This is a genomic window from Cupriavidus sp. 2KB_3 (genome assembly GCF_052115685.1).
GTDB classification, from domain to species: Bacteria; Pseudomonadota; Gammaproteobacteria; order Burkholderiales; family Burkholderiaceae; genus Cupriavidus; species Cupriavidus campinensis.
The window spans coordinates 1-11,089 of sequence record NZ_JBFRHD010000040.1 but is presented as its reverse complement, the minus strand read 5'-3'; the positions used below and the strand labels follow the sequence as shown (position 1 = coordinate 11,089).

The following is an 11,089-nucleotide window of genomic DNA, read 5'->3' as shown; positions in this document are numbered from 1 at the left end:
CGTTCGCAACCTGGCAATTGCCTTCGAGCACTACAACGAGCAACACCCCCATAGCGCCCTGAATTACCGCTCTCCGCGGGAGTTCAGGCGGGCTGTGGGGTTCTCAACCTAAGGGTGAGACCGTGTCCGGGGATACGGGAGCAAATCCATCGAACCGCAACCTACCGTCCCACTTCGCTTTTCAGATTCGCTGAAGTCACCCACGAAAACGCAGTGCCTCCACGACTAACGAGAACGCCGGAGAAGGCTGCCGTCGACTCGGGTAGTAAAGGTGGTACCCAGAAAATTTCGGGCACCAGTCTTCCAGCACGCGCACCAGCCGCCCGGCGCTGACATGGGGCATCACCTCGTCTTCGGGCAGCAGGGCGACGCCCAAGCCGGCGAGCGCAGCTTCCACTTGCGGCGGCGTGGTGTTAAAGATGAGGGGCCCGTCCACGCGCACGTTCGCCTTGCGGCCGCGACGCTCGAAGTCCCAGACGTATAGGCCGCCGGAAGTCGGCATGCGCTGATTGATGCAACGATGCTCCGTCAGATCCCGGGGCTGTTTCGGCGCCGGGTGGGACGCAAAATACTCGGGTGATGCGACCACCGCCAGGCGCAGCGCTGGGCCGATCGCGACGGCGATCATGTCCTTGTCGATCGTGCTGCCGATGCGCACGCCCGCATCGAAGCGGTCGGCCACGATGTCGCGGAAGCCGTAGTTCACGTCGAACTCCACCGTGATGTCCGGGTACTCCCGCAGTAAGGGCGCGAGCCTGGGCAGCAGGCTGCTTTGCAGCACGTGGTCGCCGCAGGTGATGCGGACCGTGCCGGCCGGTTTGTCCCGCAGTTCGGTCAAGGCATCGAGCTCGGATTCGATCTCGTCGAAACGCCGCCCGATGGCCTGCATCAGGCGCTCGCCGGCAGCCGTCGTCGAGACGCTGCGCGTCGTCCGCGTCAGGAGGCGGATCTGCAACCGCTCCTCCAGGCCGCGGATGGATTGGCTCAGGGCCGATTGTGTGACCCCCAGGCTCGCCGCGGCGCGCGTGAAGCTGCCCTCCCGCGCGACGGTCACGAATCCCAGCAAGTCGTTCAGGTTCCTCCTCGCCACGATTCCCACCTCCCATTCATTAGTCGGGCTACTAAATGCATTCAGAATTCATTATCTAGTAGCGCGCGTGGGTCGTCACCATAATTTGGGGCATGACTAAAGCTCCCTCGACCCTCGCTCCCCAACTCTGCAGCAAGCCGCTGCCAGCGCAATCGCGTGTCGCTGCTGCTACGAGCGGCGAACCATCGAGCCACTGGAGTGGCGTGTTCGCGATGGCGCTATGCGTCTTTGCACTGATTGCATCGGAGTTCATGCCGGTCAGCCTGCTCACGCCGATCGCGTCGGATCTGCGCGTCAGCGAGGGCGTGGCCGGTCAGGCGATCGCCGTGTCCGGCGCTTTCGCTGTCTTGACTGGCCTCCTGCTTCCGGCGCTGGCGCAGCGGTTGGATCGCAAGACCGTCCTGTTGTGTATGACCGCTTCCATGGCCGTATCCGGCGCCCTGATCGCTTCGGCGCAGGGTCTTGTGATGTACATGATGGGCCGGATACTGATCGGAGTGTCCGTCGGCGGCTTCTGGTCCATGTCTGCCGCTACGGCCATCCGGCTCGTGCCCGCGCCGAAGGTCCCGTGCGCGCTGGCGATCTTTAACGGCGGCAATGCGCTCGCCACGGTCATCGCCGCACCGCTGGGCAGCTTCATCGGCTCGCTGGTCGGATGGCGGGGTGCCTTCTTCGGTCTCGTGCCCGTCGCGGTGCTCGCCTTCGCCTGGCAATGGGCGAGCCTGCCGTCGATGCCGGCAGACGCACCGGCTCCCGGATCCCGCAATGCACTGCGCCTGCTGTCGGAGCCGCTGGTGCTGCGGGGGATGGCGGCAGTTGGCCTTCTCTTCATGGGGCAGTTCGCGCTTTTCACCTATGTGCGCCCCTTTCTGGAAACGACGACGAACGTCAACGCCTCGACCCTGTCGCTGGTACTGCTCGCGATCGGGGTGGCGGGCCTCATCGGCACCGCCTTCATCGGCTGGTTCCTCTCGCGCAACCTGTACCGGACGCTGGTCGCCATCCCGCTCGCGATGGCCGCGGTGGCCGTGGCGCTGGCTCTGTTCGGAGAACAAACCGGCGCCGCCGTTGGGCTGCTGGCGATGTGGGGGTTGCTCGCGACTGCCGCGCCCGTCGGCTGGTGGAGCTGGCTGGCAACGACGCTGCCGGAAAGTGCCGAAGCGGGTGGCGGGCTGATGGTGGCCGTGGTTCAGCTGGCCATTGCACTGGGCTCGACGGTCGGAGGACTGCTATTCGATGCCCACGGCTACGCCAGCACCTTCGGCTTCAGCGCACTCCTCCTGGTGTCTGCAGCCGCCCTGGCATTGACGACGGCGAATCGCAGTCGCCGGGTGGCGTGATTCACTGCGTGAGGTGTAGGACCTGCTATCGCCGTCCGGGCGGTACTCCAGGCGGCACTCGACGGAAAACCGGTGGAGTGGTTGGAACCCGTTTCCGATAAACACGATTTGGGAGAGAAGTTATGATCAAGGACAAAGTTGCCATCATCACGGGCGCTTCGTCGGGCATCGGTGCGGCGACCGCCAGACTGCTAGCGTCAAGAGGCGCCAAGGTGGTCCTGTGCGCTCGCCGCGAAAAGGAGCTGAAACGACTCGCGGATGAGATTGAGAAGGCTGGCGGCCAAGCTGCGTACTGCGCGCTCGACGTGACCCGGCAGTCTGACAACGACGACATCGTCAGTCTGGCAAAGGAAACTTTCGGGCGCGTCGATATCATGTTTCTGAACGCCGGGCTCATGCCAAGTTCTCCCCTCTCGGCCCTGAAGACGGAAGACTGGCACCGCATGATCGACGTGAACGTCAAGGGCGTCCTCAACGGCGTCGCTGCCGTGTTGCCCTCGTTCATCGCACAGAAGGCGGGCCACGTGATCGCGACGTCGTGCGTGGCAGGCCTGAAGGCCTATCCCGGCGGGGCCGTGTACGGCGGCACCAAGTGGTTCGTGCGTGACTTCATGGAGGTCTTGCGCATGGAGTCCGCAATGGAGGGAACGAACATCCGGACGGCGACGATCTATCCGGCGGCCATCAACACCGAGTTGCTGGACACCATCAGCCACAAGGCGTCGGCCGACAGCATGCATGCCATCTACCGGCAGTACGGCATCAGCGCGGACCGAGTCGCCGAGGTCGTGGCGTTCGCCATCGATCTCCCCGACGACACTACCGTCAACGAATTTACGGTGGGGCCAGCCAACCAGCCCTGGTAAGACGGCAAAACACGAGGAGCGAGAGCATGAGGATCAGACCCATTGTGGCCGCGGCGCTTTGCATGAACCTGATGCAGGCCTACGCCGTTCCGCCGCTGGCTGCTGCCGGTCCCAACGCGAACACCACGGGCGAACGACGCATCTGGATGGCGGTCGGTGAACGCCGTTTTTCGATCACGCTCGCGGACGACGAAGCGGCCCGTGAATTCGCGGCCTGCTTGCCGCTCACGCTTGACATGCCGGACCTGAACGGCAACGAGAAGCATGCGAAGCTTCCGAAGGCCCTGCCGACCAAGGACAGTCGACCTGGAACGATCCGCTCTGGCGATCTCATGCTGTGGCGCGCGGACACGCTGGTCGTCTTCTATCTCACGTTCGACTCGCCGTACTCCTACACACGGCTGGGCCGCATTGACGAGTCGGCGTCGCTGCCGGACGGGCTCGGCCAGGGGCCGGTGCGGATCGTGTTCACGCGGGACTAACTGCGGCGGTATGCCCAGGGCCTCCCCGGCATCGACTGGGGCCACACTCCGGCTCGCGCCATTGCCAAAGCCGAAAGCCGCCCTCACTCTCTCTGACTGGAGATTGCGTGATGTCGACGTCGCACGTCCAATTTGCGCCAACCGCCGGCGAACACGCCAGACCAGCCCTGAGTTCCAGTCCATGGTTCCCCGGCTATCAGCAATGCCGAATCACGGAGTCAGTCCCATGAATATTCGTTTGACCGTCAACGGACAGGTGCTCTCCGCGACCTTGGAGGACAACGCCTCCGCGCTCGACTTTTTCGGCCTGTTGCCGCTGACGCTGAATCTGGAAGATTACGCCTCCACCGAGAAGATTGCGCACCTGCCCAAGAAGCTCTCCACGGCCGGAGCACCAGCGGGCATGACGCCCTCCGTTGGCGATATTACCTACTACGCGCCCTGGGGCAACCTGGCCATCTTCTACAAGGCCTTCGGCCATGCCGACGGCCTCGTCAAGCTCGGCCGCATCGATGGCGACATTCAGGCGCTGCGCGCCGGTGGGCCCCTGAAGGCACGCATCGAAGGTGCGGGGAGATTGATAGGCCGGGCAACGCTCACCCTTAAACACTGAAAGGAATAGCCATGGAACTCAAACGCGCCGGATCTCAGCCCTCCATGAAAGGGCCTGCCGAGTGGTTCACCGGAACCGTTCGCATCGACCCGCTGAACACCCCAACCAGGTCCATCGCTGCCGTCAGGCCGGCGGACGTCCAGATGGCGCCGTCCGCCACGAAGATATGGTCAGGCTCGATGCGCGCGGCAGGGCAGCGCGCCTGCAGGGCGTCGGCGAACGCCCAATGTGTCGTCGCCCGTTTGCCATCTAGCAGACCCGCATCCGCCAGCACGAAGGCATCGGTGCAAAGGCCGCCGTGCGGCGTGAGTGCTCGGACGCCGTACGCACGAAATCCAGCTCCTGGGCGGTGCTGCCGCGCTGGGTAGGATCGACGATGCCGCTAATCATCCAAGTATCGGCCTCGGTGCTCGAATGCACGGGTGTCGTCTTGACGGAAATACCGCGGGACGCATGCACCTCGCCGCCTTCGAGAGAGTAGTTCCGGTAGTTCCACGCGCAGCTTGCCGCGCGCCTTGCCCGCGCTGGATCCGATCACGGACTTCACGTCGGTGATGGCGAGCAGTATCGTGAGGCAGTGTTCGCAGAAGGTCATGTCGGCCGGGGGGGCGAACCTGGCGCGTGGTCCGTTGCAGCAGTTTCACTTGCAGATGGGCTTCGAGTGCTGGATCAGCAAGGTGGACCCGCTGCGCAATTGTTAGCCTCGTACACCCCAACTACAAGAGATTTGACGCAGGACAAGTCTCAATATCCCTCCTCAAATACAGTGACCTAACAGTAGCGTCAGAAGTTCAAGACCATTTGTGGGATTTGAGTTCCTGAACTTCCGCGCGTGGTGGAATTCCTAACGCGACTGAGCATGCGTCAGGACGCGTTCATTGGCTGTATCAGGCGAGCAGCAGGAACACCGCATACCTGTGATGCGTGCGCCGCAAAGAGGCTCGCCACGGAGGAGTTGACCATGATTAAACGACTATTCCCGCTAGCGATTTACGCGCTGATGTTTGCAGTGCCGGCAGGCATTGCGCTTGCACAGGCTAGTCCTCGCGCAGGATCGAAAGCAGACTATGAGGCTGCAACGAAGCAAGCAGACACCGACTATAAGATGGCTAGCGAAAAATGCGCCGGACTGAAAGCCAATGCCAAGGATATTTGCAAGGCCGAGGCCAAGCGTGATCGCGAGATGGCCAAGGCGGAGGCTAAGGCGAAGCAAGAAGGCACGGAGAAAGCCCGGGCTCATGCACATAAGGTCAAAGCCGACCGAGACTACGATGTCGCAAAGGAGATGTGCGACGACAAGACGGGCAACGCCAAGGACGTGTGCATGAAGGAAGCCAAGGCTGACCATGAGAAGGCACTAGGAGCTGTCAAGGTCGAAAAGGCGAAGGTGGATGCCGGTGCTGATGTCTCTGAGGCCCGCAGCGAGGCCAAGAAGGACACCCTGGATGCGAACTATGAGGCCGACAAGCAAAAGTGCGATGCGATGTCCGGCGGCGCCAAGGATAAATGCATTTCGGACGCGAAAGTTAAGTACGGAAAGTAGCAATAGGCTCGGTTCGCGGTGCGTGCTGTCGTCGTTTGTTGCAAAGGCGGGCGGGCGGGTCGGGCCGCGGACTTGCTATCTGGAATCTGAAAAGGAGTTGACCATGAACTGGGATCAGATCGAAGGCAAGTGGGAGCAAGCCAAAGGCAGGGTCAGGTAGATGCGGTGGGACGACTGGGGCGCTGTTTGCGGCGACGAGGTGTTCTGTTAGCCACGCAATGCTGCCCGCGACCCGTGGGGAGCGCCGTCTCCGCCATGGTTTGAGCGAGGGACCGCATCATGTTGTGCTACGCGTTGCTTTTCTTCTTAATCGCCCTGGTCGCGACGGTATTTGGCTTGGGTATGATCGCCGCAGGCGCTTTGGAAATCGCCAAGATCGTCCCCGGTTGTCTCGCGGTAGCTATCTTTGCGCCAGATCAATGTGCTCCCCCTGGCACCTGCCAAAACTAGATTGATTATCCAACCGATCTGCCGCAATTCAAGCCTCTCAGATCCTCGCGACGACCGGCTGCATAAGGAGACGCGAAATGAGCTTAGGAACCATCCTTCTTATCGTTTTGGTACTGGTGCTAATCGGAGTGATTCCGGCGTGGCCGCACAGCCGGAGTTGGGGTTATGCACCGAGCGGCGTACTCGGACTTGTGTTGCTAATTATCATCGTTTTACTGGTACTGGGTCGTCTCTAATAGACGGATGCGCATGCTTGCAACCGCTTGGTGCCGCACATCAGTAAGGCGGTCGGAAGTTGTGCGTGACGTCGCATTCGGGCTGGGGTGACTGCGACAAAGAAGGCCGCCGGGTTACCACGCAAGGTTTGAACAAATCCAAGTATGAAGACAGATATGGTCACCATTGAGCGCCGCCCGTGGAGCCGGTTTGTTTCAATCGCCGGACCATATTGGTTTTCGACGGATAAATGGCGAGCGAGGCTTCTCCTTGTCCTGTTGATACTGCTGCTTCTAGCCCAAACCTGGACTAATGTGCTGTTCAATCAACAATCCGGGGAGTTCACGTCCGCATTGGCCGCAAGAGACACGCCGAGATTCTGGACTTCAATCGAAACGTGTGTCTACATCTTGATTTTGGCGATACCAGTTTACGCTTTTTATTATTTCGTGCGAAATAAACTGGCGATATACTGGCGCCGCTGGCTGACCGATCAATATTTGGAGCGATACTTTAACAATCTGGCTTACTATAAATTGGATGCCAGTCAGGCGATCGATAATCCAGATCAGCGGATAGCGGAGGATATTAATACGTTCACTCGTCAGTCTCTCTATTTCCTTCTTGTCGGTATTGGGGCAATGCTGCAACTCATGGCTTTCAGCGGCGTGCTTTGGTCGATATCAAGAACGCTGGTCTATTTTTTGATTGTCTATGCGATCGCGGGCACGGTCGTGTCGGTATTTTTATTCGGACGGATTTTGATCGGCCTAAATTTCTCCCAGCTCAGAAGAGAGGCGGATTTTCGATTCAGTTTGGTCCGCGTACGTGAAAATGCAGAACCGATTGCATTTTATCGTGGCGAGGAAAAAGAAGCGTTACATGTCCGGGGGCGATTCGCGGAAGCCTTTGAAAATTACAACCAACTCATTAACTGGCAGTTAAGGCTAAATTTTTTTCAGTACGGCTATGCTTTTTTAACCATCATGCTTCCCGGTGCGATTGTCGCTTCGCGGGTTCTCTCCGGTGAGCTTGAAGTGGGGCGCGCGATCCAGGCCGCCGGCGCGTTTGCTGCAATATTGAGTGCGCTGACAATCATCGTCGATAATTTTGAGAACCTAAGCCTGTTTGTGGCAGGGCTGGACCGCCTGGACACGTTTTCAATGTATCTCACGGCAAAACCTGCGAGCCCGAAGGATGCCGACGACAAGATTCAAATAGTTCAAGACACCCGTTTAGCGCTGGAGCACGTGACCCTTCGGACGCCAAACTGCGAGCGCACGTTGATCGAAGACCTATCTGTCTCCATCAATCCAGGGGAGGGCCTCCTCATTGTGGGCGTGAGTGGGGGTGGCAAGAGTTCGCTCTTACGCGCGGTGGCAGGCTTGTGGGACACTGGCAAGGGGCGGATCGTTCGGCCAAGTCCGGAGGAGATGCAGTTCTTGCCGCAACATCCCTACATGGTGCCGGGTAGCTTGCGAGACCAGTTGTTATACCCGAACAACAGCGGGAGAGTATTGGACAGAGAACTTTTGCGGCTGCTGGAGATTGTGAACCTTCCGGATCTTATCGAGAGATTTGGGGGACTGGATGCGGACCTGGACTGGGGAAAGGTTCTCTCCGTCGGTGAGCGCCAACGAATCGCTTTCGCTCGCGTGTTGCTTTCAAGGCCGCGGTACGCCATGTTGGATGAGGCGACGAGCGCGTTAGATATTGGCAATGAGGAGGATCTGTATTCGCAACTGTGCAGCACCTCTACGACTCTCGTAAGCGTCAGCCACCGACCAACGCTCCTAAATGGATTTGCTCCCGTATCCCCGGACACGGTCTCACCCTTAGGTTGAGAACCCCACAGCCCGCCTGAACTCCCGCGGAGAGCGGTAATTCAGGGCGCTATGGGGGTGTTGCTCGTTGTAGTGCTCGAAGGCAATTGCCAGGTTGCGAACGGCCGTCTCCGCATCCGGCTTGGGCATGAAGGCGACGTAGTCTCGCTTCATGGTCTTTACGAAGCTCTCCGCCATGCCATTGCTCTGCGGACTGCATACCGGTGTGGTCAGCGGCTTCAGACCGATGGCCGAGGCAAAGGATCTGGTTTTTTCCGCCGTGTAGCCCGAGCCGTTATCGCTCAGCCACTCGATTTCCGTTGGCGTCTGCTGTACGTCGCCGAACCGATTCTCCACGGCCGCCAGCATTACATCCCGAACCACGTCGCCGCTATGTCCGCCCGTCGTCGCTGCCCAGCTCATGGCCTCACGATCGCAGCAGTCCAAGGCAAACGTGACCCGCAGTGGCTCGCCGTTGTCGCAGCGGAACTCAAATCCGTCGGAACACCAGCGCCGATTGCTTTGCATCACCGCAACCTTACCCTCGTGCCTGCGCTGCTGGCGTCGTGGAGCGGCCCTGCGCTGCAGTAGCAGTCCATGCATGCGCATGACCCGGTAGACGCGTTTGACGTTGACCGCGGGCACGCCCTGACGCTCTCGCTCGCGGCGCAGCACGCCCCAGACCCGGCGGTAGCCGTAGCTGGGCAGATGTGCAACGGCGCCGCGAATCTCTTCGATCAGCCCAGCGTCATTAGTCTGCCTGGCACTGCGCCCATCCCGCCAATCAGCAGGTCTAGCCAGCTTGGCCGCCACGTTCGAGCGCGCTACACCGAGGACGTCACAGACTCGCTTCACTGGTCGTCCCCCGGCAATGAGGGTGAGCGCGCAATCCATTTTCGCGACTTCATTACCTCCACCGCCTCGCGGAGAATCTCGTTCTCCATGGTCTTCTTGCCAAGCAACCGCTGCAGTTCCCGGACTTGCTTGAGGGCATCGCCGAGCTCGGATGCAGGAACAACTTCCTCCCCGGCACTGACCGCCGACAGGCTGCCGTCCTGGTAGAGCTTGCGCCATTGGAAGAGCTGATTCGGATTCACCCCGTGCCGGCGCGCCACCATCGATACGGTCTTGCCCGGCTCGCAGCTCTCGCGCACCATGGCCAGCTTCTCGTCAGGTGTCCAGCGCCGCCGGCGCTCAGGGCCCGTCAGCACTTCCACCACTTCTTGCTTTGATCTAGTCATAATCTATGGTCGCCCCCTATTTTGCAATGCAGGTTCTTGATGTTGTTGCGGGCTTGCTCAAATCTATTCGGCGTCGTAGTGGGAACAAGGTCCCGCGCCTCGATGAGAGTCGCGCCTGACGATCCTAAAAAACACATCGGCTTCTAAAGCCTTTATGACTATCGGGTTGTTCGTTCAGGCCGGTATGCCGTTTACGTCATCAAATTTCCAGCGATCGCAAAACCAGATGGTTGATCCAGACCTTGACTTCTCTTGTTTCAAACAGGCAGCGGCTGGCGATTAGAAGCAACGAACGTGGTGTGCTTCGCAGCGATAGCCCATGCGACTCGAGCTAGCTTGTTTGCCAAGGCGCAAGCCACGACGCTCGAGTGTCTCCGTGCCAATAGAGATCGCACCCATTCAGCCAGTGCACCGGCTCGTTTATCGACGTCTCGCATATACGAGCGCGCACATTGCACGAGCAGCCGTCGGATGTTCTTGTCTCCTCGCTTGCTGATCCCCAACAGATTGGCTCTCCCGCCTGTGCTGTACTGACGTGGCACAAGGCCAATCGATGCCGCGAAGTCTCGGCTGTTGCGGTACTGCTTTCCGTCGCCCACTTCGGCTGATAGCACGCTCGCAGTAATGGGCCCAACGCCAGGAATCGTCATTAGACGCTGCCCGATGTCGTCGGTGGAAAGTTGACGTGCTAGCTCCTTGTCGATCTCGGCAATCTGTGCATCGAGATACTTGTAGTGGGTGTGGAGGCGCTCAAGGATCGCTATGAGTTGCGGAGGAAGCGGATGTTCTGCAATGACGGCTGGCAGGCGCTTCATCACGGTGTTGCCCACCGGCAGGCTGATGCCGAACTCCAGAAGGAATGCATGCACCTGGTTTCCAGTGCCTACCCTATCGCGGACAAACGAATCCCGAACACGGTGCAATGCCAATAGAACTTGTTGCGACTCCGTTCGCGGTGTGGCAAACCGCATGGAGGGTCGTGACGCCGCTTCGCAGATCGCCTCGGCATCGGCGAAGTCTTTCTTGTTGCTCTTCACGAATGGCCGGACGAAGTGTGGGGCAATCAATCGAACCTTGTGGCCGAAACTGCTCAGCGTGCGCGCCATGAAATGAGCACCGGAACACGCTTCCATCGCAATCGTGCACGTCGGGAAATTGGCAAGCAACTGCACCAGTTGCTTGCGCGTCACCTTACGGTGAAACACTTCCTTGCCGTTCTTATCTTGGCCATGCAGATGGAACGAATGCTTGCCAAGGTCAATACCCACCAGCGCTGCGTCTTCCATGATGGTTCCCCTTCGGTAAAGATCTCCGTAGCGTACGCGCTTCGCGGAGGCGGGGGCGACCATCCCATTAACACAGTCGTATGCCTACCCGCTATTTTACGTGGGCGACCGTGTCCGGTGATTCAAGGGGCTGATCCAT

Annotated in this window: 11 protein-coding genes and 3 pseudogenes; 10 read left to right on the top strand and 4 right to left on the bottom strand. The window is 59.8% G+C overall.

Going from position 1 to position 11,089, the window contains the following annotated elements; translation table 11 throughout:
- Positions 1–112, top strand: a 112-nt coding sequence (locus AB4120_RS27490; protein WP_441643099.1) for an integrase core domain-containing protein, incomplete at its 5' end; no start/stop codon positions are given.
- A gap of 84 nt (positions 113–196) precedes the next feature.
- Here AB4120_RS27490 and AB4120_RS27485 read toward each other — a convergent pair.
- On the bottom strand, positions 197–1,090 hold the full coding sequence (locus AB4120_RS27485) for a LysR family transcriptional regulator (RefSeq protein WP_441643098.1): 894 nt from the start codon (positions 1,088–1,090) through the stop codon (positions 197–199).
- A gap of 212 nt (positions 1,091–1,302) precedes the next feature.
- On the opposite strand from AB4120_RS27485, the gene AB4120_RS27480 reads away from it, so the two are divergent.
- The 5 genes and pseudogenes from AB4120_RS27480 to AB4120_RS27460 form a co-directional block, all read left to right on the top strand.
- Positions 1,303–2,430: an MFS transporter gene (locus AB4120_RS27480; protein ID WP_262389898.1), complete on the top strand. Its 1,128-nt coding sequence runs from the start codon at positions 1,303–1,305 to the stop codon at positions 2,428–2,430.
- Between the two features lie 122 nt (positions 2,431–2,552).
- Positions 2,553–3,296, top strand: a complete 744-nt coding sequence (locus AB4120_RS27475) for an SDR family oxidoreductase (RefSeq protein WP_441643097.1) — start codon at positions 2,553–2,555, stop codon at positions 3,294–3,296.
- Between the two features lie 62 nt (positions 3,297–3,358).
- Positions 3,359–3,778 (top strand): cyclophilin-like fold protein, encoded by a 420-nt coding sequence (locus AB4120_RS27470; protein ID WP_187645288.1) that lies wholly within the window; start codon positions 3,359–3,361, stop codon positions 3,776–3,778.
- 226 nt (positions 3,779–4,004) lie between these two features.
- Positions 4,005–4,391 (top strand): cyclophilin-like fold protein, encoded by a 387-nt coding sequence (locus tag AB4120_RS27465; RefSeq protein WP_149138338.1) that lies wholly within the window; start codon positions 4,005–4,007, stop codon positions 4,389–4,391.
- Positions 4,392–4,402: 11 nt separating this feature from the next.
- Positions 4,403–4,561: pseudogene (locus AB4120_RS27460) on the top strand ((R)-mandelonitrile lyase); the annotation flags it as partial.
- Here AB4120_RS27460 and AB4120_RS27455 read toward each other — a convergent pair.
- Positions 4,558–4,665: pseudogene (locus AB4120_RS27455) on the bottom strand (GlxA family transcriptional regulator); the annotation flags it as partial. The pseudogenes AB4120_RS27460 and AB4120_RS27455 overlap by 4 nt on opposite strands.
- Positions 4,666–5,352: 687 nt before the next feature.
- Here AB4120_RS27455 and AB4120_RS27450 point away from each other — a divergent pair.
- The 4 genes and pseudogenes from AB4120_RS27450 (at position 5,353) to AB4120_RS27435 (ending at position 8,444) form a co-directional block, all read left to right on the top strand.
- Positions 5,353–5,934 (top strand): hypothetical protein, encoded by a 582-nt coding sequence (locus tag AB4120_RS27450; protein WP_149138339.1) that lies wholly within the window; start codon positions 5,353–5,355, stop codon positions 5,932–5,934.
- A gap of 279 nt (positions 5,935–6,213) precedes the next feature.
- Positions 6,214–6,315 (top strand): annotated as a pseudogene (locus AB4120_RS27445) (DUF1328 family protein); the annotation flags it as partial.
- A 146-nt stretch (positions 6,316–6,461) separates the two neighbouring features.
- A complete protein-coding gene (locus tag AB4120_RS27440) occupies positions 6,462–6,620 on the top strand; it encodes a DUF3309 family protein (protein ID WP_149138341.1) in 159 nt (52 codons plus the stop codon).
- 144 nt (positions 6,621–6,764) lie between these two features.
- A complete protein-coding gene (locus AB4120_RS27435) occupies positions 6,765–8,444 on the top strand; it encodes an ABC transporter ATP-binding protein/permease (protein WP_441643096.1) in 1,680 nt (559 codons plus the stop codon).
- Here the strand turns inward: AB4120_RS27435 and AB4120_RS27430 are convergent.
- Both AB4120_RS27430 and AB4120_RS27425 read right to left on the bottom strand, forming a co-directional pair.
- Positions 8,436–9,640, bottom strand: a protein-coding gene (locus tag AB4120_RS27430) for an IS3 family transposase (RefSeq protein ID WP_149138343.1) whose coding sequence is annotated in 2 segments (ribosomal slippage) — positions 8,436–9,334 and positions 9,334–9,640 — 1,206 coding nt in all. Because the reading frame shifts where the segments join, the coding sequence is not laid out codon by codon here. The genes AB4120_RS27435 and AB4120_RS27430 overlap by 9 nt on opposite strands.
- A gap of 281 nt (positions 9,641–9,921) precedes the next feature.
- Positions 9,922–10,950 carry an IS110 family transposase gene (locus AB4120_RS27425; RefSeq protein WP_149138335.1) on the bottom strand — a complete coding sequence of 343 codons (1,029 nt, stop codon included), beginning with the start codon at positions 10,948–10,950 and terminating at the stop codon, positions 9,922–9,924.
- Between the last annotated feature and the right edge of the window lie 139 nt (positions 10,951–11,089).

Excerpts from the sequence above, each read along its gene's own strand:
- AB4120_RS27480 (WP_262389898.1), top strand. The coding sequence starts at position 1,303 with ATGGCGCTATGCGTCTTTGCACTGATTGCATCGGAGTTCATGCCGGTC.
- AB4120_RS27475 (WP_441643097.1), top strand. The coding sequence starts at position 2,553 with ATGATCAAGGACAAAGTTGCCATCATCACGGGCGCTTCGTCGGGCATC.
- AB4120_RS27470 (WP_187645288.1), top strand. The coding sequence starts at position 3,359 with ATGAACCTGATGCAGGCCTACGCCGTTCCGCCGCTGGCTGCTGCCGGT.
- AB4120_RS27465 (WP_149138338.1), top strand. The coding sequence starts at position 4,005 with ATGAATATTCGTTTGACCGTCAACGGACAGGTGCTCTCCGCGACCTTG.
- AB4120_RS27450 (WP_149138339.1), top strand. The coding sequence starts at position 5,353 with ATGATTAAACGACTATTCCCGCTAGCGATTTACGCGCTGATGTTTGCA.
- AB4120_RS27440 (WP_149138341.1), top strand. The coding sequence starts at position 6,462 with ATGAGCTTAGGAACCATCCTTCTTATCGTTTTGGTACTGGTGCTAATC.
- AB4120_RS27435 (WP_441643096.1), top strand. The coding sequence starts at position 6,765 with ATGAAGACAGATATGGTCACCATTGAGCGCCGCCCGTGGAGCCGGTTT.
- AB4120_RS27425 (WP_149138335.1), bottom strand. The coding sequence starts at position 10,950 with ATGGAAGACGCAGCGCTGGTGGGTATTGACCTTGGCAAGCATTCGTTC.